Below are 21,209 nucleotides of genomic sequence, written 5' to 3'. Positions count from 1 at the left end.
GACGCGACCGTGACCGAGCGACGTCCCGGGCTGTCCCGCCGCGCCCTGCTGGGCGGGGCGGGTGCCGGCGCGCTCGCGGTCGGCGGGGGGCTCGGCTACGTCACCCGCTCGGCCACCGCCGACACCCCGTCCGCCGCCCCCGACCCGGCCGCGATGCCGGTGGCGTTCGACGGCAGGCACCAGGCGGGCATCACCACGCCTGCGCAGGACCGGCTGCACCTGGCCGTGTTCGACGTCGTCACCACCGACCGCGACGAGCTCGACGCGCTGCTGCAGGAGTGGACGGCCGCCGCGCGCAAGATGTGCTCGGGCAACGACGTCGGCGACTTCGGCTCGGTCGCCGGACCCGCCGAGGTGCCGCCCGAGGACACCGGCGAGGCCCAGGGCCTGCCGCCGTCGGCCCTCACCCTGACGATCGGGTTCGGGCCGTCGCTGTTCGAGACCGCCGACGGCCAGGACCGCTTCGGGCTGGCCGCCAAGCGTCCCGCGGCGCTCGTCGACCTGCCCGCGTTCAGCGGCGACCGGCTGCGTCCGGAGGTCAGCGGCGGCGACATCGTCGTCCAGGCGTGCGCCAACGACCCGCAGGTGGCCGTCCACGCGATCCGCAACCTGGTGCGCATCGGGTTCGGCGTGGTGTCGATCCGGTACTCCCAGCTCGGCTTCGGGCGCACGTCGTCGACGTCGAGGGCGCAGGCGACGCCGCGCAACCTGTTCGGCTTCAAGGACGGCACGGCGAACATCAAGTCCGAGGACACCCGGGTGGTCGACGAGCACGTCTGGGTGGGCGACGACGCCGACCAGGACTGGATGGTCGGCGGCAGCTACATGGTCAACCGCAAGATCATGATGCGGATCGAGACCTGGGACCGCGAGTCGCTCGCCGGCCAGGAGAACATCATCGGCCGCACCAAGGGCTCGGGCGGGCCCATGTCGGGCGGCGACGAGCTCGACGAGCCCGACTTCGACGCCAAGGCTGCCGACGGCGAGCCCGCGATCGCGCTGAAGTCCCACGTCAGGCTGGCGCACCCGGACTTCAACGGCGGCGCGCAGATCCTGCGTCGCGGCTACAACTTCGTGGAGGGCAACGACGACCTCGGCCAGCTGGCCGCGGGACTGTTCTTCATCTGCTTCCAGGACGACCCCGCCACGGGGTTCGTCCCGATCCAGCGCTCGCTGGCCGGGCCGTCCAACGACCTGATGAACGAGTACGTCACGCACGTCGGGTCCGGTGTGTTCGCGTGCCCCGGCGGGCTGACCGCGGACGGGTACTGGGGTCAGGCCCTGCTCGCTCGATGACCTGGACGTCGCGGCTGGCGGCCGCGGCCCTGGTGCTCTACCTCGCCGTGGTGGCGGTGATCGTCCTCGAGCCGTCCAACGGGCTGCCCAGCTCGAGCATCGAGCACATCCTCGCCGCGCTGCGCGACAACGGCGTCCCGGCGGGCCTGGCGACCTTCGGCAGCGTCGAGGTCGTCACCAACGTGCTGCTGTTCGTGCCCCTGACGCTGCTCGGCAGCCTCGCGGCGCCCCGCTGGCGCTGGTGGGCGTGGCTCCCCGTCGCGGCGGCGCTGAGCACCGTCATCGAGCTCGTCCAGGGGGCGTTCCTGCCGGCACGCACGCCGTCGGTGTCGGACGTCGCGGCCAACGTGACGGGCGCGGCTGTCGGGCTGGTGCTGGCGTGGGTGCTCAGCCGGGCTGTCCGGCGGCGCCGGCCGTCGCGCTGACCGGGGCCTTCTGCTTCGGCGGACGCAGGAACAGGACCATGGTGGGCACCAGGTACAACACCCAGACGACCGCCTGCAGCACGGTCGGGTTCGGCTGGAAGTTGATCGTCCCCTTGAGGATCGTGCCGACCAGCCCCGACGGGTCGATGGTGCTGCTGACGTCGAAGGCCAGGTCGTTCAGGCCGGGCAGGAACCGGGCCTCCTGGAGGTCGTGCACCCCGTAGGCCAGGACGCCGGCGGCGACCACGATGAGCAGCGCGCCGGTGGTGCGGAAGAACACCGCGAGGTTGATCTTGAGGGCGCCGCGGTAGAGCAGGTAGCCGAGCGCGACCGCGACGCCGATGCCCAGCAGCGCGCCGAGCAGCGGCGTGGTGCCGTTGGTGGCGGTGTCGGACGCGGCCCACAGGATGAGCGCCGTCTCCAGACCCTCGCGGCCGACCGCGAGGAACGCCACCGACACCAGGGCCAGCGGCCCGAGGCGCAGGGCGTCGTCGAGCCGGCCCTGCAGCTCGGCCTTGATGCCGCGCGCGGCGCCGCGCATCCAGAACACCATCCAGGTGACGAACCCGACCGCGACGATCGACAGCGACCCGCCCAGCAGCTCCTGCTGCTCGAACGTCATGTCGCGCGAGGTGAACTCGAGCAGCGCGCCCGCACCGATGCTGAGCGCCAGGGCGACGGCGACGCCGGCCCAGATGTAGCGCAGCGCCGACCGCTGCCCGCTCTTGACCAGGTAGGCGATCAGGATGCTGACGATCAGGCTGGCCTCGAGGCCCTCGCGCAAGCCGATCAGGAAGTTGCCGAGCATCGCCTGGTGCCTCTCGCCGGGAGCAGGAGAAGTCCCGCCGTGACCCAGGGCAGCCTACCCTCCCCTCGCCGCCCCTTCACGCCGAGCGGCGCAAGATCGGGCCGACACGCCGTCAGGAACCCCGGATCTGCGCCACTCGTCCGCACGTTTGCGCCACTCGACGTCAGGGACGCGACGAGCGACGACGGCGGGAGCTCGACGTCGCCTGCGGATCGGGCGTGGTCGCCGGTGCGGGCCGTCCCGTCGAGTGGCGCAGAAGCCGACCCGAGTGGCGCAAGTTCGGGCCGGCCACCGCGTGTCGACCCCGAACTTGCGCCACTCGGCGGTCGGGGGAGGGCGGAGCGGGGCGGGCGGAGGGGGGAGGGCTAGAGGCCGAAGCGGGGGCGCTGCGCCTCGGGGACGAGGTGGAGGTGCTCGGGGTGGTCGCGGAGGACGCGAGGGACGAACGGGCACAGGGGGAGCACCGAGCCGCCCTCGGCGTCGATGGCCTCGAGCGCGCCGAGGACGAGGGTGGCGCCGAGACCGCGTCCACCGAGGGAGGGATCGACCTCGGTATGGGTCAGCGCCCAGGTGTCGCCGTCGCGGGCGTAGTCGAGCAGGCCGACGCGCTCGCCGTCCACCAGGAGGTCGAAGCGGGACGCGTCGGGCACGTGGGTCACCTGTGTCTGCACGCTCCCAGCGTGACACGCCCACAGGCGTGGCACGAGCCGGGCGAATGTGGCTAGGATGGTCGCAACGGGCCGGTGCTCGTGTGTGCCCGAGGGGCCGAGGAACGCTGGGGAAGGCGACTCTCGATCCAGGAGGCACAGATGAGCACCGCCACCCGGGGCGTCTTGTACGTCCACGCCGCCACGTCGGCACTGTGCCCTCACATCGAGTGGGCAGTCGCCGGCGTGTTCGGCATGCCCGCACCGCTGCAGTGGACCCCGCAGCCCGCCGCCCACGGCACCTACCGGTGCGAGTTCTCGTGGCAGGCCAAGGTCGGCACGTCCGCATCCATCGCGTCGGCCCTCCGCGACTGGGGCAAGCTGCGCTTCGAGGTCACCGAGGAGCCCACCGCCGGCTCGGAGGGCGCGCGCTACTCCTACACGCCCGACCTCGGCGTCTTCCACGCCGTCACCGGTCTGCACGGCGACATCATGATCCCCGAGGACCGCCTCAAGGCCGCCATGGTCAAGGCCGCCCTCGGCGAGACCACCCTCGAGCTCGAGGTCGACAAGCTGCTGGGCGCCCCCTGGGACGCCGAGCTCGAGCCCTTCCGCCACGCCGGCGACGGGGCCCCCGTCAAGTGGCTCCACCAAGTGATCTGAGCGCCCTGGCATCCCGCCTGGCGGCGTTGCGGCCGGTTCGCAGGGCAAACCCGGCCCAGCTTCACCGTCCGCGCCTTGCCCGGCGGGCGCCTGACCACTCAGATCGGCCCGACACCGGTGCTGTCAGCCGATGGTGATCGTGACGGGGGGCGTGGCCGTCTCGCCCGCGGACACCCGGAACTGCTGCTCGCCGGCGCGGCTGGTGAGGATGTAGGTGGAGAAGGTGCCGTCGTCCTTGGTGCGGGCGTTGACCGGGAAGTCGGTCCACTTGCCGCCCTCCTGACGCTGCACCTGCAGGGCGGTGCCGCCGTCGAGGTCGGGGAAGGCGCCGCTCAGGGTCACGCGCTCGCCCGGTGACGCGTCGGTGGGGGAGGCCTCGATGCGGGGCTGGGGACGCGGGGCCGGGGCCTCGGTCGTCGGCGCAGCCGTGGGCGTCACGCTGGCCGCGGCCGAGGGGGCGGCCGACGCGGACGCCGACGGGGTGGGTGGCGGCGGGTCGGTGGCCTTGATGCCGACGGCGTCGAGGACGGTGGCGCTCACCATGCCCACGAAGACGCCGATCGCCGCGCCCACGAGCACGAGCCCCACGACGACCTTGACGAGCAGCTGGTTGCGGCGGCCCGCGTCGGTCCTACGGCTGAACTCCACGCGACGGCTCCTCCCACCCAGGCGACGACCCCATCATGGCAGCCCGGACAAGCCTTCTCAGAGCGGGATGTTGCCGTGCTGGCCGCGCACCGGCGGGTAGGCCAGCTCGGCGGCGATCGACTCGGCGATCCGCCGGCGCGAGTGCGACGGCTCGACGATCTCGTCGACCACGCCGATCTCGACGGCCTTGTCGACGCCACCGGCGATCCGCTCGTGCTCGGCGGCCAGCTCGGCCTCGACCTGCGGACGGATGTCGGGCTCGACCTCGGCGATCCGGCGGCGGTGCAGGATCCGCACCGCGGCCACCGCGCCCATGACCGCGACGACCGCGCCCGGCCAGGCCAGGACGCGCGTGGCGCCGAGCGAGCGGCTGTTCATCGCGATGTACGCGCCGCCGTACGACTTGCGGGTCACCAGGGTCACGCGGGGCACGGTGGCCTCGCCGAACGCGTGGAGCAGCTTGGCGCCGCGACGGACGACGCCGTCCCACTCCTGGCCGACGCCCGGCAGGTAGCCCGGCACGTCGACGACGACGACCAGCGGCACGCCGAACGCGTCGCACATCCGCACGAAGCGCGAGGCCTTCTCGGCCGACAGCGAGTCCAGGCAGCCACCGAGACGCAGCGGGTTGTTGGCGATGACGCCCACCGTGCGTCCGCCGAGACGGCCCAGCGTGGTGGTGATGTTGGGCGCCCAGCGGCCGTGCAGCTCGACGACCTCGCCGTCGTCCAGCAGGTCGTCGACGAGCGGGTGCACGTCGTACGCGCGCCGCACCGACTCCGGCAGCGAGCGGGCGAGGTCGATGTCCTCGACGTCGCCGGGCACGAGTGTGCCCTGGTTGCCGAGCAGCTGGGCCAGCACGCTCGCCCGGTCGATGGCCTCGGCCTCGGAGTCGGTGAGCACGTGGACGACGCCGGAGCGGCGACCGTGCGGCTCGGGGCCGCCGAGGCGCAGCATGTCGACGTCCTCGCCCGTCACCGAGCGGACGACGTCGGGGCCGGTCACGAAGATCCGGCCCTCGGGGCCGAGGATGACGATGTCGGTGAGCGCGGGGCCGTAGGCCGCACCGCCCGCGGCGGGCCCGAGCACGACCGAGATCTGCGGGATGCGACCCGACGCCTTGGTCATGGCGTGGAAGATCTCGCCGACGGCGTGCAGCGAGAGCACGCCCTCGGCCAGCCGGGCGCCGCCGGAGTGCCACAGCCCGATGATCGGGACCTGCTCGAGCATCGCCCGCTCGTACGCGGCGACCACGGCCTTGCAGCCGTCGTGCCCCATCGCCCCGCCCATGACGGTGGCGTCGGAGCAGAACGCGACGACCTTGGTGCCCCCGACCGTGCCGATGGCGGACAGCATGCCCGACAGGTCGTCCTCGGTGATGAGCTCGAGGGAGCCCTCGTCGAACAGGGCCGCGAGCCGCAGGTTCGGGTTGCGCGGGTCCTCCTCGCGGGGGAGCTTGGCGGGCTTCGCCTTGGTCTCGGGCGTGGCAGTGGTCATCGGGTCCGCCTCAGGCGTAGGTGGAGAACGCCACGGCGACGTTGGCGCCGCCGAAGCCGAAGGAGTTGTTCAGCGCCGCGAAGTCGCCCTGGGGGAGGTCGCGGGGCTTGGTGGCGATGTCGAGGTCGACGCCCGGCTCGAGGTCGTCGAGGTTGATCGTCGGGGGAACCACGCGGTGGTGGAGCGCCAGCACGACGGCCAGCGACTCCAGCGCGCCGGCCCCGCCGAGCAGGTGGCCGGTCATCGACTTGGTGCTCGTGACGACGACGTCCTCCACCGCCTTGCCGAGGGTGGCGTGCAGCATGATCGCCTCGGCGACGTCGCCCTTGGGGGTCGACGTGGCGTGGGCGTTGACGTGCCGGATGTCCGCGGGCGACAGGTCGGACTCGAGCAGCGCGCGGTTGATCGCACGGGCGCCGCCGCGACCCTCGGGGTCGGGCTGGGCGATGTCGTGGGAGTCGGCGGTGATGCCGGCGCCGCGGACCTCGGCGTAGATCTTCGCTCCGCGGGCCTTGGCGTGCTCCTCGGACTCGATGACGAGCACCGCCGAGCCCTCGCCGAGGACGAAGCCGTCGCGGCCGGTGTCCCACGGGCGCGAGACGGCCGTGGGGTCGCCCTCGCGCTTGGACAGCGCCATCATCTGGGCGAACGCGGCCATCGGCAGCGGATGGATGGCCGCCTCGGTGCCGCCGACGAGGACGACGTCGGCGCGTCCCAGACGGATCTGGTCGATGCCGATCGCGATGCCCTCGTTGCCCGACGCGCACGCCGAGACCGGCGCTTGGACGCCGGCCTTGGCGCCGACGTAGAGGCCGACGTTGGCCGCCGGCGCGTTCGGCATCAGCATCGGGACCGACAGCGGGGAGACCCGGCGCGGGCCCTTCTCCTTGAGCACGTCGTAGTTCGACAGCAGCGTCTGCACGCCGCCGATGCCCGAGGGCAGGCAGACGCCGAGCCGCTCGGGGTCGACGCCGCCGTCGGCGAGGCCGGAGTCGGCCCACGCCTCCATCGCCGCCACGAGCGCGAACTGCGAGGACCGGTCGAGGCGACGCGCCTTGACGCGCTCGAGCACCTCGGTGGGCTCGACCGCGACCTCGGCCGCGATCTTCACCGGCAGCTCCTGGGCCCAGTCCTGCTCCAGGGGCGCGACGCCGGAGCGCCCGGCGAGGAGCGCCTCCCAGGTGCTGGCGACGTCACCGCCGACGGGGGACGTCGTCCCCAGTCCGGTGACCACGATGCGGGTCTGGCTCATCGATCGATTCCTCTTCGCGTTCTCGGGTGTGGCGGCGACGGGGTGGTGAGGCTCAGGCCTGGGCGCGCTCGATGAACGCGACGGCGTCGCCGACGGTCTTGAGGTTCTTGACCTCGTCGTCGGGGATCTTGACGTCGAACTTCTCCTCGCAGGCCACGACGACCTCGACCATGGAGAGCGAGTCGACGTCGAGGTCGTCGGTGAACGACTTGTCGAGCTGCACGTCGTCGGCGGGGATGCCGGCGACCTCGTTGACGATCTCGGCGAGGTCGGAGCGGATCTCTTCGGTGGTGGCCATCAGGCGCGTCCTTTCGGGTGTCCCGGGAGGGGAGTCGTGGTGGTGCCGGCGTGGGAGGAGTCCCGCGCCGTGGTGCAGGTCAAGGGAGCGTGACGACCTGCGCGGCGTAGGCGAGGCCTGCGCCGAAGGCGATGAGCAGGGCGGTGTCGCCGCTGCGGGCCTGGCCGTCGGCGAGCATGCGCTCCATGGCCAGGGGGACCGACGCCGCGGACGTGTTGCCGGCGTCGATGATGTCGCGGGCCACGGCCACCGTGGGGGGCAGTCCGAGGGCCTTGATCATGGTGTCGGTGATGCGGTTGTTGGCCTGGTGCGGGATGAACGCGTCGAGGTCGGACGGCGTGATGCCCGCCGCCTCGATCGCCTCGCGGGCGACCTTGGCCATCTCGTAGGAGGCCCAGCGGAAGACCGCGTTGCCCTGCATGGTCAGCGTGGGCCAGGTGCGGTCGTCCTCCTCGGCATCCCACACGTGGTCCCAGGCCTGCGTCATGGTGATCAGGTCGTGCTTGGAGCCGTCCGACCCCCAGACCGTGGGCCCGATGCCCGCGACGTCGGACGCGCTCACCACGACGGCGCCCGCGCCGTCGGCGAAGATGAACGCCGAGCCGCGGTCGTGGGGGTCGGTGATGTCGGAGAGCTTCTCGACGCCCACCACGAGCACGTGCTCGGCGGTGCGCGCGCGCACCATGTCGGACGCGAGGCCGACGCCGTGGCAGAACCCGGCGCAGGCGGCGGAGATGTCGAACGCCGCGGCGGGCGTGCAGCCCAGCTCGTCGGCGATCATCGTGGCCACCGCGGGGGTCTGCATCAGGTGCGAGACGGTCGCGACGATGACGCAGTCGATGTCGGACGGGTCGAGGTCGGCCTGCTTGATCGCCTGGTGGGACGCGGCGACCGACATCGACTGGACGGTCTCGTCGTCGCCGGCGAAGCGGCGGGTCTCGATGCCCGAGCGGGTACGGATCCACTCGTCGCTGGAGTCGATCTTGTCGACGATCTCGGAGTTGGGCACCAGGCGGCGCGGACGGTACGCGCCGACGCCGGTGACCTTGCTGAACCGGTCGGCGGGGCGGGGACGGAGCGTGGTCACTGGCCGGCCTCCGGGTGCAGGCGGACGAGGGGCATGCCGGGTGCGACCGGGTCGCCCTCCTCGACGAGGAGCTCGACGACGGTGCCGCCGTGCGGTGCGCTCACCGGGATCTGGTCGCGCAGGCTGGTGACGACGCCGACGGTCTGGCCGGCGGAGAGCACCGCGCCCGACGTGAGCGCCGGGTCGAGCGCGAAGGTGCCCTTGGCGGGCGAGACGAGCAGGCGCCAGGTGGGGCTCGCGTCCATCTCCGACGCGCCCTCGGCGTGGTTGGCGACGAACGCGCGTGCGTCGTCGAGCATGTCGGGGGTCTTGAGCGCGAAGGTCTCGACGCCCTTGAGCGCGCGCTTGGCGATGCCCGTGAGCGTGCCGGCCGGCGGCACCTCGAGGATGCCGGTGACGCCGAGCTCGCGCATGGTGTCCATGCACAGGTCCCAGCGGACGGGGTTGGCCACCTGGGTGACGATGCGGCGGAGGACGTCGTCGCCGTCGTGCACGACGTGGCCGTCGCGGTTCGAGATCAGCTTGGTGCGCGGGTCGTGCGTCGAGACCGACCGGGCCAGGCGGCCGAGGTGCTCGACGGCCGGGGCCATGTGCTCGGTGTGGAAGGCGCCGGCGACGCTGAGCGGGATCAGACGGGCCTTGGCGGGGGCGTCGTCGCCGAACGCCTCGAGCTGCTCGACGGTGCCCGCGGCGACGACCTGACCGGGACCGTTGTCGTTGGCGGCGGTGAGGCCGTGGCGCTCCAGGCTCTCGAGCACCTCGTCGCGGTCGCCGCCGAGCACGGCGGTCATCGACGTGGGCGTGCGGGCCGAGGCCTCGGCCATCGCCTTGCCGCGCTCACGCACCAGCACCATCGCCTGCTCGGCGGTGATGACGCGCAGGCCGGCGGCCGCGGTGATCTCGCCGACGCTGTGCCCGGCCGCCGCGCCGACGGACTGGAACGCGTCGCCGGGGTGGGGGAACAGGGCGAGGGCCGACAGCATGCCGGTCGCGACGAGCAGCGGCTGGGCCACGGCGGTGTCGCGGATGGTCTCGGCGTCGGCCTGCGTGCCGTAGTGGGCGAGGTCGAGGCCGGCGACGGTGGACAGCCACTCGAGGCGGCCCGCGAAGGACGGGTCCTCGAGCCACGGGGTGAGGAAGCCGGGTGTCTGGGCACCTTGGCCGGGGGCGACGATCACGAGCACGAGATCCACCCTGGCGGTTACGCGCCGGTTCGTGCGCTCGTCGACCCGACGAAATCCGCAACCACTTTGTTGTGGGGTTCCTACAAGTCGGCGTCGTCGGCGCTCTCGGGACGCAGGAGCCTCCCCAGCGTCAGGGCGATGCGCAGGGTGTAGCCCTCGCGGGGGTGCGTGGGGCGCAGGCCGGTGACCTCGGCGACCTTGCGCAGGCGGTACCGCACGGTGTTGGGGTGCACGTAGAGGGCGCGGGCGGTGCCCTCGATGGACGCACCGGAGTCGAAGAACGTCCGCACGGTGTCGACGAGAGGTGCGTCACCCCTGGTCAGGGGTAGGTAGACGTCCTGCGCGAGGGCCCGGCGTGCGTGGCCGTCGCCGGCCAGGGAGCGCTCGACGAGCAGCTCGTCGGCCTGCACGGGGCGCGGCGCGCCCACCCAGGCGCTCGCCGAGCGCCAGGCGGCGGTCGCCGAGCGGGCCGATCGGTACGCCGTGCGCAGGTCGTCGGCGCGCGGCCCGACCACCACCGGGCCGGGTCCGAAGCTCCCCGCGACGCTCGTCCCGGCTTTGTCGAGGTCGTCCACATCGCCGAGGATGACGACGAGCCGGTCGCCCTGCACGGACGACAGCGCCACGAGCCCGGCGAGCCGGGCGGCGCGGTGCACCGACTCCACGACGCCGCCGGTGCCGCCGTCGGTGGGCGTGCTCGTCGGGGCGTCGCCGATGACGACCGCGACCGCGCCCCGGGCCGACCAACCCACGGCGGCCGCCCGCGAGGAGATCGTCTCGTCGGTCTCGCCGCGCAGCACCGAGTCGACCACCAGGGCCTCCAGGCGGGCGTCCCAGGCGCCCCGGGCCTCGGCGGCGCGGGCGTAGACGTCCGCCGCGGCGAAGGCGAGCTCACGGGCGTAGAGGGCGATCTCGAGCCGGATCGGGTCGTGGTCGGCGGGGTCGAAGAGGTCCTCGACCTTGGACTCCACCAGGTCGATGGTGGTGCGCACCATGGCGACGGTCTGCTGGAGGGTGACGACGCGCGCCAGCGCCCGGGGCGCGCTGCCGAACGGGTCGGTCGTCGCGTCCGACGACGGCGCGGGCGAGCGCAGCCAGTCGATCATGCCCGAGATGCCGCCGTGCGCGATCGCGCCGATCCACGAGCGGTGCTGCGCGTCGAGGGCGGCGTACCAGGGGAGCGTCGCGTCCATCCGGGCGATCGCCGACGTGGTCAGCTCGCCGAGGGACCCCTCCAGGACCTCCGCCCACCGCTCCCGCTCGACCTGCTCCACGCCGCCAGCCTAGGGCGAGGGCCGTCCGAGTGTGTCCGTCCGGCTGCCGTCGGGTGGACGTGCGGTTATCGTGGGTCGACCGCTGGCTGCATGGGGCGACCGGCGCCGACCTCGGGAGCTCCGATGGACGTCGCACGTGCCGCAGACCCGTTCGCCGTGCGCGAGGTGGTCGTCCACGGGCACCGCCGGGCGTACCGGATGGCCGGCGAGGGTCCCGTCCTCCTGCTGCTGCACGGCCTGGGGTGCGACTCCAGCACCTGGCTGCCGGTGCTGCCCGAGCTGTCCCGGCACTTCACGGTCCTCGCGCCCGACCTGCTCGGTCACGGGGCGTCCGACAAGCCCCAGGGCGACTACTCGATCGCCGGCTACGCCAACGGCATGCGCGACCTGCTGACGGTGCTCGGCATCGACCGCGTCACCGTCGTCGGCCACAGCTTCGGCGGCGGCGTCGCCATGCAGTTCGGCTACCAGTTCCCCGAGCGCACCGAGCGGATCTGCCTGGTCGCCCCCGGGGGCCTCGGCGCCGAGGTCTCGCCGCTCATCCGTGCCCTGACGGTCCCCGGCGCCGCCCTGGTCACCGCCGCGGCCGCTGCCGCCCCGCTGCGCCCGTTCGTCCGCGGGACCCTGCGGGCGCTGGCCGCCACCGGCTCGTCCTACACGCGCGACCTCGGCGAGGTCGCCGACGTCTACTCGGCGATGTGCGACCCCGACGGGCGACGGGCGATCCGCACGGTCACCAGCCACGTCGTCGACTGGCGCGGGCAGATCCTGTCGATGACCGACCGGGCCTACCTGGCCCAGCTGGTCCCGCTCTGCGTCGTCTGGGGCGAGCAGGACCACGTCATCCCCGCCCGGCACGCCTTCACCGCGGCGACCCACGTCGCCGACTCCGAGGTGCACGTGTTCGCCGACTCCGGCCACTTCCCGCACAAGGACCACCCCGAGCGGTTCGCCCGGACGCTGGTCGACTTCGTCGACGGCCACGCCCCGGCCCGGTACCACCGCGGCCGCTGGCGCGAGATGCTCAAGCGCGGCGACCGCGCCCAGCTCTCCACGGTGACGGCGAGCGTCACCGCCTGAGGCTCAGGCCGATCCCTCGGCCAGCCCGGCCGCCTCGCGCTTGCGGTTGCGGGCGGACACCGACGCGTTGCCGGTGACGATCGCGCCGATGTAGACCGAGAGCCAGGCGATGAACGCGCCCGCGACGTCGTCGGCGATGAAGTGCCAGCCGAAGTAGATCGTGGCGGTGACCGTCAGGGCGAAGTACACCCAGACGAACCGTCGCAGGTAGCGGTGGGCGCCGATCCGGTGCAGGAAGATGCACACGGTGAACACCACCGAGACGTGCAGCGACGCGAACCCGGCGATGCCGTGGATCTTCTCGGTGCCCCACGGGTCGTCGAGCACGTCGATCCTGGCGGAGAACAGGCTGCGCTGCAGGCCGGTGACCGACGTCTCGGCGAGGTCGGCGTAGCGCTGCGGCTCGGAGAACGCCGGGCCGAGCGAGGGGAAGATGTAGTAGCTGCAGACGCCGAGGATCCAGTTCAGGCAGAGCGCGGTGGCGTACCAGGCGCCGCGGCTCAGGTCGCGGCTCCAGACCAGCATCGCGGCGAGCGAGGCCGGCACCACGATCAGGTAGCTGACGTAGACGAACGCCAGGACGTGCGCGGCGTAGTCGGTGCCGAGCAGACCGTGCAGGATCCGCTCCGGCGGGTGGTTGAACATCAGGAAGTAGTCGACCCGGAACAGCCAGTGGTCGTCGATCGTGTCGGGACGGACGAACGGCAGGAAGCTCTTGAGGTTCCGGTAGCAGACGTAGCAGATGTAGAAGATGATCAGGCCGGTGGCGATGTAGCCCAGGCGCCGCCAGGTCCACTCGTTCCTGACGATCGCGACGGCCTCGGGCCACACGCGCCACGAGCGGGCGCGCCACAGCGCCTGGAGGAAGATGCCGCCCGCGACGAACGACAGGCCCATGACCGGCAGACGCACGTAGGCCGGGCCGAGGAATCCCTCGGGGTCGCGCAGCGGGAGGTCGAGCAGCTGCGCCGACGTCAGCGTGACCGCCAGCACCACCGCCGAGAAGACGACGGAGAACGTGTACGGCCATGCGCGTGCGCGAGCGAGGAACGAGGCCCCGGCGGGACCCCCCGCACGCGTCTCTTCCCGGGTAACCACAGGGGCATCCTAACGGCGCGGGGCAACCCGGCGCGCCGCGCGACGATCACCTGCCGGTCACCGGGCGTTCAGGCGTCGCTCCCTTCCTGCGGGACGCCCGCGACGGCGGTGGGATCGCCCAGCGAGAAGCGCTCGTAGGCCTCCACGACCGTGGCGGGCTTCACGTCGCCCTGCGCGGCGAGCGTCTGCAGGGCGCTCACCACGATCGAGGCGGCGTCGACCTGGAAGAAGCGACGGGCGGCCGCGCGGGTGTCGGCGAAGCCGAACCCGTCGGTGCCGAGCGACTGCCACCGTTGCGGCACCCACCGCGAGACCTGGTCGGGGACGGCCCGCATGAAGTCGCTGACGGCGACCACCGGTCCGGGGGCGTCGGCCAGCAGCGACGTGACGTACGGGACGCGCGCGTCGGCGTCGGGGTGGTTGAGGTTCCACCGCTCGACGTCGACGGCCTCGCGGTTGAGCTCGTTCCACGACGTCACCGACCACACGTCGGCGGCGACGCCGTAGTCGTCGGCCAGCACCTGCTGGGCCTCCAGCGCCCACGGCACCGCGACGCCCGAGGCCATCAGCTGCACGCGCGGGGCGTGCTCGTCGTCGAGCTGGGCCCGGCGGAACACGTACGCGCCGCGCAGGATGCCCTCGACGTCGATGCCCTCGGGCTGAGGTGGCTGCACGACCGGCTCGTTGTAGACCGTCAGGTAGAAGATCACGTCCTCGCCCTGCGGGTGCTCGTCGGTCGACCCGTACATCCGGGCCAGCCCGGACCGCACGAGGTGGCTGATCTCGAAGCCCCACGCCGGGTCGTAGTGGACGACGGCCGGGTTGGAGGCCGCGAGCAGCGGCGAGTGGCCGTCGGCGTGCTGCAGGCCCTCTCCGGTGAGCGTGGTCCGGCCGGCCGTCGCGCCGACGAGGAACCCGCGGGACAGCTGGTCGGCCATCGCCCAGATCGAGTCGCCGGTGCGCTGGAAGCCGAACATCGAGTAGAAGATGTAGACCGGGATCATCGGCTCGCCGTGCGTGGCGTAGGAGCCGCCGGCCGCGATCGCCGAGCCCATGGCACCGGCCTCGCTGATGCCCTCGTGCAGCAGCTGGCCCCGCTCGGACTCCTTGTAGGCCAGCAGCATCTTGCCGTCGACGGACTCGTAGGTCTGCCCGTGCGGGCTGTAGACCTTGGCGGTGGGGAACATCGAGTCCATGCCGAAGGTGCGGTACTCGTCGGGGGCGATCGGGACGATGCGGTGGCCGATCTCGGGGTCCTTCACCAGGTCGCGCAGCAGCCGGACGAAGGCCATCGTCGTGGCGATGGGGTGCTTGCCGGAGCCGGCCTGCAGCTCGGCGTACGCGTCGTCGCCGGGGAGCGTCAGGGGCGCCGACCGGTTGACGCGGCGCGGCACCGGCCCGCCGAGCTGCCTGCGGCGGTCGAGCATGTACTGGATGTGCTCGTGGTCGCGTCCGGGGTGGAAGAACGGCGCGACGTCCGCGTCGTCGATCTGGGCGTCGCTGATCGGCAGGTAGAGCCGGTCGCGGAACTTCTTCAGGTCGTCCTTGGTGAGCTTCTTCATCTGGTGGGTCGCGTTGCGACCCTCCAGCGAGTCGATCGTCCAGCCCTTGACGGTGTGCGCCAGGATCACGGTCGGCTGCCCGACGTGCTCGGTGGCGGCCTTGAACGCGGCGTAGACCTTGCGGTAGTCGTGGCCGCCGCGGGGGAGCTTCTCGATCTGCGAGTCGCTGAGGTGCTCGACCAGCCTCGCCAGGCGCTCGTCGGCGCCGAAGAACGTGTCGCGGACGTAGGCGCCGTCGGCGATCGAGATGGTCTGGAACTGGCCGTCGGGCGTGCGGTTCATCTGGTTGACGAGCACGCCGTCGACGTCGCGGGCGAGCAGGTCGTCCCACTCGCGCCCCCACACGACCTTGATGACGTTCCAGCCGGCGCCGCGGAACGTCGACTCGAGCTCCTGGACGATCTTGCCGTTGCCGCGCACGGGTCCGTCGAGCTGCTGCAAGTTGCAGTTGACGACGAACGTGAGGTTGTCGAGCTCCTCACGGGCGGCCACGCCGATGGCGCCGAGCGACTCGGGCTCGGCCATCTCGCCGTCGCCCAGGAACGCCCAGACGTGCTGGTCGCTCGTGTCCTTGACGCCGCGGTGCTGCAGGTAGCGGTTGAAGCGCGCCTGGTAGATCGAGTTGATCGCCGTCAGCCCCATGGAGACGGTGGGGAACTCCCAGAAGTCGCTCATCAGCCGCGGGTGCGGGTACGACGACAGGCCTTGGCCGGCGCCGTGCGAGACCTCCTGGCGGAAGCGGTCGAGCTGGGACTCCTCGAGCCGCCCCTCGAGGAACGCCCGGGCGTAGATGCCGGGGGAGGCGTGGCCCTGGATGTAGACCTGGTCGCCGCCGCCGGGGTGCTCCTTGCCCCGGAAGAAGTGATTGAAGCCGACCTCGTACAGGCTCGCCGCCGACTGGTACGTCGCGATGTGGCCGCCGACGCCGAGACCGGGGCGGTTGGCCCGCGACACCATCACGGCCGCGTTCCAGCGGATGTACGCCCGGATGCGGCGCTCGATCTCCTCGTTGCCGGGGAACCACGGCTCGCGCTCGGGCGGGATGGTGTTGATGTAGTCCGTGCTGCGCAGGGCGGGCACCCCGACGTTGCGCTCACGGGCGCGCTCCAGCAGGCGCAGCATCACGTAGCGGGCGCGGTCGCGTCCGCGCTCGCCGATCATCGCCTCGAGGGAGTCGACCCACTCGGTCGTCTCGTCGGGGTCGATGTCGGGCAGCTGGGTGGGCAGCCCCTCGTGGATGACGGGGGGTCGGTCCGACGATGTGGCCACGGTCGTCCTTCCGGTGCGACGGTCGGGCCGCGGCGTGATGCGGCCCACATCGATCTTGTCACCGCGCCCGCCACCTTTCATCCCTACCGACTGGTAGGACCGCGGCGGGCCGAATCTGGGACGAAGTGCGCCACCTCCCCAGGTGGTGGCGCTAGTGTGAGCCGCCAGAGCCGCCCGGCCGGGCGGCGGAGCCTCGGCCCTCGGTCGAGGAGGCAAGGAGGCACGGGTGAGCGCGACCGCGCGCGACGCGGACGGACCTCAGCTGGCGCAGCACCTGGGCTTCGAGCCCTCGACTGTGGTCCAGGAGCTGGGGTGGGACGAGGACGTCGACGACGACCTCCGTCTGGCGATCGAAGAGGTGACCGGCAACGAGCTGGTCGACGGGGAGTACGGCGACGTCGTCAGCGGCGTCCTGTTCTGGTGGCGCGACGGCGACGGAGACCTCGTCGACGCGCTCGTGGACTCCCTGCGCGACCTGGACGAGGGCGGTGGCGTCTGGCTGCTGACCCCGAAGGTGGGGCGCGACGGCTACGTCGACAACGCCGACATCGCCGAGGCGGCCCCGGTGGCCGGCCTCGTGACCACGACGACCTCGTCGGCCGGCGCCGACTGGGCCGCGACGCGTCTCGCCGCGCCCAAGGGGCAGCGCCGCTGACCGGTGTGACCCGCAACGTGTTGTGACGCGACACCCTGCCCGCCTATGGTGTAACTCCCGTTTACTTCTGCAGGTGGGAACGCCATGACCCATGAGCTCCTGGGGCCCGGGACGACCCGGCCCCGTGCGGCCCTGTCCAGCCTGTCCGCGCTCGCGTCGACGGGGATCGTCCGTCCCTACGGCCCGCGGACGCTCGTGCGCCTGGGCGCGGCGCTGACCCGCTGGGGCACCGGGCCCGCGGGCGGGTTCGCCTCGCTCGCGGCGCGGATGCCCCGTGCGGCGGCGGTGGAGGACGAGGCCGGGTCCCTGACGTTCGCTCAGCTGCACGAGCAGGCCAACGCCCTGGCCCGCGTCCTGGCCCGCGAGGGCGTCGGCGAGGGCGACGGGGTGGCGCTGCTCGCCCGCAACCACCGCTGGTTCGTGCTGTCGACCATCGCGGTCTCGCGCCTCGGTGGACGCATCCTGTACCTCAACACCGCCTTCTCCGGGCCGCAGACCGTCGAGCTGCTCGAGCGCGAGCAGCCGGTCGTCGTCCTGCACGACCAGGAGTTCTCTCCCGTGGTCGAGGACGTGCCCGCGCACCTGCCCCGGCTGCTCACCTGGCGCGAGGACGACGCGGAGCCGTCGGCGGCGCGCTACGTCGGCGACCTGGTCGAGGGCGTCGCCACCGGCGACCTCGAGCCCCCCACGCAGGAGGGGCGGAGCGTCATCCTGACCTCGGGCACCACCGGCACGCCCAAGGGCGCCAACCGTGCGTCGGGCTCGCTCAGCGCGGCGGGGGCGCTGGTCTCGCGCATCCCGCTGCGGCACCAGAGCCGCATGCTCGTCGCCGCGCCGATGTTCCACACCTGGGGCTGGGCGCACCTGAACCTCGCCATGCTCCTGGGCTCCACGCTGGTGCTGCGGCGCCGCTTCGACCCCGAGGACTTCCTGGCCGCCGTCGAGCGCGAGCGGTGCGAGGTCGCGGTCGTCATCCCGGTGATGCTCTCGCGCGTGCTCGAGCTGCCCGCCGACGTCCGTGAGCGCTACGACACCTCCAGCCTCAAGGTCGTCACCGCCAGCGGGTCCGCGCTGCCCGGCGACCTCGCCACCCGGTGGATGGACGCGTTCGGCGACAACCTCTACAACACCTACGGCTCCACCGAGTGCGCGTGGGCGACGATCGCCCAGCCCGGCGAGATGCGGGCCCGTCCCGGCACCGCCGGCCGGCCGCCCATCGGCACCGTCGTGGCGCTGTACGACGACGACGGCGAGCCCGTTCCTTACGGCGGCACGGGGCGCATCTTCGTCTCCAACGGCGCGCAGTTCGAGGGCTACACCAACGGCGACACCAAGCCGGTGATCGACGGCCGGATGGCCACCGGCGACCTCGGACGGTTCGACGACGGCCTGCTCTTCGTCGAGGGGCGCGACGACGAGATGATCGTCTCGGGCGGCGAGAACGTCTACCCGCAGGAGATCGAGGACTGCATCGCCCGGCACCCGGCGGTGGCCGAGTGCGCCGTGGTCGCGGTGGACGACGACGAGTGGGGCCAGCGCCTGGCGGCGTACGTCGTGCTCGAGGCCGGTCAGGACGCCGACGAGGACGCGATCAAGGCCCACGTCAAGACCCACCTCGCGCGGTACAAGGTGCCGCGCGACGTACGCTTCATCGACGGCCTGCCCCGCAACGAGACGGGCAAGGTGCTCAAGCGCGAGCTGTCGAAGGACTGAGCCGAGGGGACGGGGAGCCACGTGGTCGACGTCGGTGACCGGGCCCCCGACTTCGAGCTCGACGACCAGCACGGGCAGCGTGTGCGCCTGTCGTCGTTCCGCGGCCGCAAGCGGGTGGTCGTGCTGTTCTACCCGTTCGCGTTCTCGCCGGTCTGCTCGGCCGAGATGCGCGCCGTCCGCGACGACGTCGAGGGGCTCGGCGGCGACGACGTGGTGGTGCTCGCCGTCTCGTGCGACTCACGGTTCGCGCTGCGCTACTTCGCCGACCAGCTCGGCTCGTCGCACCCGCTGCTGAGCGACTTCTGGCCGCACGGCGAGGTGTCGCGTCGGTACGGCGTCTTCGACGAGCGACGGGGGTGCGCCACGCGCGGCACGTTCGTCATCGACCTCGACGGCGTGGTCCGCTGGAAGATCCACAACGGTCTGCCCGACGCCCGCGACCAGGGTGCCTATCTGCGTGCCTTGGCCGATATCGCCCGGTGAGCCCGTTTGCTCGCATTTGACCCTCGCGCCGGCGGTCCCGGTGTGTCATGATCGTCCGTGTGGCCGCTGGTGACCCGAGACGCCAGCGGCCACGCCTATGCCTGCTCCACCCGCTGCGCCCGGCCAGACGCTAGGGTGACGCCGCGCCTGCGCAGCAGGTCGCCCGGGCGTATAGCTCAGCGGTAGAGCTCCTGCCTTACAAGCAGGCGGTCGGGGGTTCGATCCCCTCTGCGCCCACCCTCAGCGGCGAGCCAGGTGCTCGAGCACCAGCGGCACGAGCAGGTCGGGACGCTCCTCGACCATGAAGTGGCCGGCGTCGACCGACGTGCCGGTGGCCCGCGGGAACCACCGTCGCCACCGCTCGAGCGGGTCCTCCTGGGCACCGACGACGCCCTTCGCGCCCCACACGACGGTGGCGGGGACGTCGACCGTGCGGCCGAGGTCGGCGGCGTCGTGCTCGCGGTCCTCGTGCGCGGCGGCCCGGTAGTCGGCGCACCAGCCGTGCACGACGGCCGGGTCGCGCGCGGCCTCCTCGTAGGCGGCGAGGGCGCGGGGGTCGAGCACGTCGGGCCCGGCCCCGAGGGCGCCGAGCGCCTGGTGCAGGTAGGTGACCGGGTCGCCGCCGATCAGCCGCTCGGGCAGTCCGCCGGGCTGGGCCAGGAAGGTCCAGTGGTAGTAGCGCAGCGCCAGCCAGGAGTCCATCAGGCGCCAGACGTCGAGCGTGGGCAGGACGTCGAGGAGCATCACCGACGCGACCCGTCCGGGGTGGTCGAGCGCGAGCCGGTGCGCCGTGCGGGCGCCGCGGTCGTGCCCCACGACGTGGAAGCGGTCGTGGCCGAGGTGGTCCATCAGCGCCACGACGTCCGAGGCCATCGCGCGGAAGGTGCGGTCGTCGCCGGTCGTGCGCGAGGCACCGTAACCGCGGAGGTCGGGGACGACGACGGCGTGGTCGGGTGCCACGGACGACGCCACCTGGTGCCACATCGCGTGGGTCTGGGGCCAGCCGTGCAGCAGCAGGACCGGGTCGTGACCGGCGCCGGACCGGGCGTGGACGGTGGTCCCACCGAGGTCGAGGTCGACGACGTCCAGGTGCTCGAAGAGGTCCGTGGTCACCCCGGGGACGCTAGTACTTCCGGCGGCCGCCGCCCGACTTCCGGCCGTGGCGGGGTGGGCACCGCCGGTGCTGGACTGGCCGCATGCGCACCCGCTGGCTCCCGGTCCTCGCCGTCCTGCTGCTGTCGCCGGTGTGCGCGGAGTACCTGTCGGCGTACGACGTCTCGGCCGCCGCCCTGCCGACCCTGGCCGCCGGCCTCCTGGTGCTCGCCCCGCTGTACGGCGCCCCCGCGCTGCTGGTGCGCGAGCTGGTGGTGCGCCGGGGTCTCGGCTGGCCGTCCCTGCTGCTGCTCGTCACGGCGCTGGGCGTGCTGCAGGCGGTCGTGGTCGACCAGAGCGTCGTCAACCCCGACTACCGGGGCTTCGAGGGCTGGAGCGACCTGTGGCGGCCGACGTACGTCCCGGCGCTCGACCTCTCGGCGTACGCGGCGGTGGCGTTCGTCCTGGGGCACACGGTGGCGTCGTTCGGTGCGCCACTGGCGGTCGTCACGGTGGTGTCGCGGGACGGTCGTCGTCCGTGGCTCGGAGCGTGGACGGCCCTCGGGCTCGGCGGTCTGTACCTCGCCGCGGCGGGGATCGTCCTCGCCGACCACCTCACGTCCGAGGGTCCGCAGCTGTCCACCGGACAGCTGGTGGGAGCCTCGGCCGTCGTCGCGTCGCTGCTCGTCGCCGCGCTGTGGCCGACGGGGGAGCGGGGGCGCCGCGCCTGGCGTCCGCCGCCGCCGTGGCTCCTGGTGGCGGTCGGCGCGGCGGTGGAGTCCGCGCTGGGCTGGTCGATCGTCTGGCCGGCGCTCGTCGCGACGGTGGCCGGTCTCGTCCTGCTCGCCGTCGCACTCGTGCGGTGGGGGAGGAGCCCGACCTGGACGGACCGGCACGTCGCGGCCCTGGCCGTCGGCGTGCTGCTCTCACGGGCGCTCGGGGGCTTCGTGGTCGACCCCGTCGACGGCGGGCGGTCGGTGACCACCCTGCTCGTGAACGTCGGGGCGACGCTGCTCGTGGCCGTGCTCGCCGCGCTCGCCTGGCACGCGACGCGCCGCGACCCCCGGCACCAGACGGTGCCGGGGGCCGCGACATGAGCTCGGCGTGTCAGTTGTTGGAGGTGTTGACCTCGCCGTTGACGCCCTTGGGGTAGAAGCCGCCCTTGGTGGTCTTCTTGG

20 protein-coding genes and 1 tRNA gene are annotated in these 21,209 nt (G+C 72.7%); 9 read left to right on the top strand and 12 right to left on the bottom strand.

The features are described 5' to 3' along the window. The first annotated feature begins 9 nt into the window (after nt 1-9). Together efeB and ACI6PP_RS09560 are read left to right on the top strand one after the other, a co-directional pair. Complete coding sequence (efeB, locus tag ACI6PP_RS09565) at nt 10-1,296, top strand: iron uptake transporter deferrochelatase/peroxidase subunit (RefSeq protein ID WP_421111121.1); 1,287 nt, start codon at nt 10-12, stop codon at nt 1,294-1,296. Next, nucleotides 1,293-1,721: a VanZ family protein gene (locus ACI6PP_RS09560; protein ID WP_421111119.1), complete on the top strand. Its 429-nt coding sequence runs from the start codon at nt 1,293-1,295 to the stop codon at nt 1,719-1,721. Before efeB ends, ACI6PP_RS09560 begins: the two co-directional genes overlap by 4 nt. Here the strand turns inward: ACI6PP_RS09560 and efeU are convergent. Both efeU and ACI6PP_RS09550 read right to left on the bottom strand, forming a co-directional pair. Continuing rightward, on the bottom strand, nt 1,684-2,529 hold the full coding sequence (gene efeU / locus ACI6PP_RS09555; RefSeq protein ID WP_421111117.1) for an iron uptake transporter permease EfeU: 846 nt from the start codon (nt 2,527-2,529) through the stop codon (nt 1,684-1,686). The genes ACI6PP_RS09560 and efeU overlap by 38 nt on opposite strands. Nucleotides 2,530-2,894: 365 nt before the next feature. Further along, nucleotides 2,895-3,200 (bottom strand): GNAT family N-acetyltransferase, encoded by a 306-nt coding sequence (locus ACI6PP_RS09550; RefSeq protein ID WP_421111115.1) that lies wholly within the window; start codon nt 3,198-3,200, stop codon nt 2,895-2,897. A gap of 138 nt (nt 3,201-3,338) precedes the next feature. Between ACI6PP_RS09550 and ACI6PP_RS09545 the strand changes: the two genes are divergently transcribed. Continuing rightward, a complete protein-coding gene (locus ACI6PP_RS09545; protein WP_421111113.1) occupies nt 3,339-3,839 on the top strand; it encodes a DUF3145 domain-containing protein in 501 nt (166 codons plus the stop codon). Between the two features lie 123 nt (nt 3,840-3,962). On the opposite strand, the gene ACI6PP_RS09540 is transcribed toward ACI6PP_RS09545, so the two are convergent. From ACI6PP_RS09540 to ACI6PP_RS09510, 7 genes are all read right to left on the bottom strand, one after another. Further along, on the bottom strand, nt 3,963-4,487 hold the full coding sequence (locus ACI6PP_RS09540) for a hypothetical protein (protein WP_421111111.1): 525 nt from the start codon (nt 4,485-4,487) through the stop codon (nt 3,963-3,965). Nucleotides 4,488-4,544: 57 nt separating this feature from the next. Continuing rightward, on the bottom strand, nt 4,545-5,984 hold the full coding sequence (locus ACI6PP_RS09535) for an acyl-CoA carboxylase subunit beta (protein ID WP_421111109.1): 1,440 nt from the start codon (nt 5,982-5,984) through the stop codon (nt 4,545-4,547). A gap of 10 nt (nt 5,985-5,994) precedes the next feature. Further along, nucleotides 5,995-7,236: a beta-ketoacyl-[acyl-carrier-protein] synthase family protein gene (locus tag ACI6PP_RS09530; RefSeq protein ID WP_421111107.1), complete on the bottom strand. Its 1,242-nt coding sequence runs from the start codon at nt 7,234-7,236 to the stop codon at nt 5,995-5,997. 52 nt (nt 7,237-7,288) lie between these two features. Beyond that, nucleotides 7,289-7,534 carry an acyl carrier protein gene (locus tag ACI6PP_RS09525; RefSeq protein WP_476712930.1) on the bottom strand — a complete coding sequence of 82 codons (246 nt, stop codon included), beginning with the start codon at nt 7,532-7,534 and terminating at the stop codon, nt 7,289-7,291. Between the two features lie 79 nt (nt 7,535-7,613). Then, nucleotides 7,614-8,621, bottom strand: coding sequence for a beta-ketoacyl-ACP synthase III (locus tag ACI6PP_RS09520; RefSeq protein ID WP_421111105.1), 1,008 nt, complete (start codon nt 8,619-8,621; stop codon nt 7,614-7,616). After that, nucleotides 8,618-9,805 (bottom strand): acyltransferase domain-containing protein, encoded by a 1,188-nt coding sequence (locus ACI6PP_RS09515; protein ID WP_421111104.1) that lies wholly within the window; start codon nt 9,803-9,805, stop codon nt 8,618-8,620. The genes ACI6PP_RS09520 and ACI6PP_RS09515 overlap by 4 nt, the downstream gene beginning before the upstream one ends. 80 nt (nt 9,806-9,885) lie before the next feature. Beyond that, nucleotides 9,886-11,079, bottom strand: a complete 1,194-nt coding sequence (locus ACI6PP_RS09510; RefSeq protein ID WP_421111102.1) for a PucR family transcriptional regulator — start codon at nt 11,077-11,079, stop codon at nt 9,886-9,888. A gap of 123 nt (nt 11,080-11,202) precedes the next feature. Between ACI6PP_RS09510 and ACI6PP_RS09505 the strand changes: the two genes are divergently transcribed. After that, the gene (locus tag ACI6PP_RS09505; protein ID WP_421111100.1) at nt 11,203-12,159 is read left to right on the top strand and encodes an alpha/beta fold hydrolase; all 957 of its coding nucleotides are present in this window, start codon (nt 11,203-11,205) and stop codon (nt 12,157-12,159) included. 3 nt (nt 12,160-12,162) lie between these two features. Here the strand turns inward: ACI6PP_RS09505 and ACI6PP_RS09500 are convergent, their stop codons facing one another. Further along, nucleotides 12,163-13,257 (bottom strand): phosphatase PAP2 family protein, encoded by a 1,095-nt coding sequence (locus tag ACI6PP_RS09500; RefSeq protein ID WP_421111098.1) that lies wholly within the window; start codon nt 13,255-13,257, stop codon nt 12,163-12,165. 68 nt (nt 13,258-13,325) lie between these two features. After that, a complete protein-coding gene (gene aceE / locus ACI6PP_RS09495; RefSeq protein WP_476712929.1) occupies nt 13,326-16,088 on the bottom strand; it encodes a pyruvate dehydrogenase (acetyl-transferring), homodimeric type in 2,763 nt (920 codons plus the stop codon). A 226-nt stretch (nt 16,089-16,314) separates the two neighbouring features. Between aceE and ACI6PP_RS09490 the strand changes: the two genes are divergently transcribed. The 4 genes from ACI6PP_RS09490 (at nt 16,315) to ACI6PP_RS09475 (ending at nt 19,176) form a co-directional block, all read left to right on the top strand. After that, nucleotides 16,315-16,743: a DUF3052 domain-containing protein gene (locus ACI6PP_RS09490; protein WP_421111097.1), complete on the top strand. Its 429-nt coding sequence runs from the start codon at nt 16,315-16,317 to the stop codon at nt 16,741-16,743. 84 nt (nt 16,744-16,827) lie between these two features. After that, complete coding sequence (locus ACI6PP_RS09485; RefSeq protein ID WP_421111095.1) at nt 16,828-18,456, top strand: AMP-binding protein; 1,629 nt, start codon at nt 16,828-16,830, stop codon at nt 18,454-18,456. Between the two features lie 21 nt (nt 18,457-18,477). After that, entirely contained in the window at nt 18,478-18,939 is a 462-nt protein-coding gene (locus ACI6PP_RS09480) for a peroxiredoxin (protein ID WP_421111094.1), read from the top strand. 165 nt (nt 18,940-19,104) lie between these two features. Then, nucleotides 19,105-19,176 (top strand) — tRNA-Val (locus ACI6PP_RS09475). A 3-nt stretch (nt 19,177-19,179) separates the two neighbouring features. On the opposite strand, the gene ACI6PP_RS09470 is transcribed toward ACI6PP_RS09475, so the two are convergent. Then, on the bottom strand, nt 19,180-20,052 hold the full coding sequence (locus ACI6PP_RS09470) for an alpha/beta fold hydrolase (protein WP_421111092.1): 873 nt from the start codon (nt 20,050-20,052) through the stop codon (nt 19,180-19,182). An 83-nt stretch (nt 20,053-20,135) separates the two neighbouring features. On the opposite strand from ACI6PP_RS09470, the gene ACI6PP_RS09465 reads away from it, so the two are divergent. Continuing rightward, nucleotides 20,136-21,128: a hypothetical protein gene (locus ACI6PP_RS09465; RefSeq protein WP_421111090.1), complete on the top strand. Its 993-nt coding sequence runs from the start codon at nt 20,136-20,138 to the stop codon at nt 21,126-21,128. Nucleotides 21,129-21,209 lie beyond the last annotated feature (81 nt).

Origin of the sequence: Solicola agrisoli (genome assembly GCF_049059935.1) — a bacterium.
GTDB lineage: Bacteria > Actinomycetota > Actinomycetes > Propionibacteriales > Nocardioidaceae > JAURVT01.
The sequence above is the reverse complement of the archived record's forward strand: the minus strand, read 5'-3'. Positions and strand labels throughout refer to the sequence as shown.

What these genes read in the sequence shown, in the direction of transcription:
- ACI6PP_RS09560 (WP_421111119.1), top strand. Translation starts at nt 1,293, where the DNA reads ATGACCTGGACGTCGCGGCTGGCGGCCGCGGCCCTGGTGCTCTACCTC.
- efeU (WP_421111117.1), bottom strand. Translation starts at nt 2,529, where the DNA reads ATGCTCGGCAACTTCCTGATCGGCTTGCGCGAGGGCCTCGAGGCCAGC.
- ACI6PP_RS09545 (WP_421111113.1), top strand. Translation starts at nt 3,339, where the DNA reads ATGAGCACCGCCACCCGGGGCGTCTTGTACGTCCACGCCGCCACGTCG.
- ACI6PP_RS09535 (WP_421111109.1), bottom strand. Translation starts at nt 5,984, where the DNA reads ATGACCACTGCCACGCCCGAGACCAAGGCGAAGCCCGCCAAGCTCCCC.
- ACI6PP_RS09530 (WP_421111107.1), bottom strand. Translation starts at nt 7,236, where the DNA reads ATGAGCCAGACCCGCATCGTGGTCACCGGACTGGGGACGACGTCCCCC.
- ACI6PP_RS09525 (WP_476712930.1), bottom strand. Translation starts at nt 7,534, where the DNA reads ATGGCCACCACCGAAGAGATCCGCTCCGACCTCGCCGAGATCGTCAAC.
- ACI6PP_RS09505 (WP_421111100.1), top strand. Translation starts at nt 11,203, where the DNA reads ATGGACGTCGCACGTGCCGCAGACCCGTTCGCCGTGCGCGAGGTGGTC.
- ACI6PP_RS09485 (WP_421111095.1), top strand. Translation starts at nt 16,828, where the DNA reads ATGACCCATGAGCTCCTGGGGCCCGGGACGACCCGGCCCCGTGCGGCC.
- ACI6PP_RS09465 (WP_421111090.1), top strand. Translation starts at nt 20,136, where the DNA reads ATGCGCACCCGCTGGCTCCCGGTCCTCGCCGTCCTGCTGCTGTCGCCG.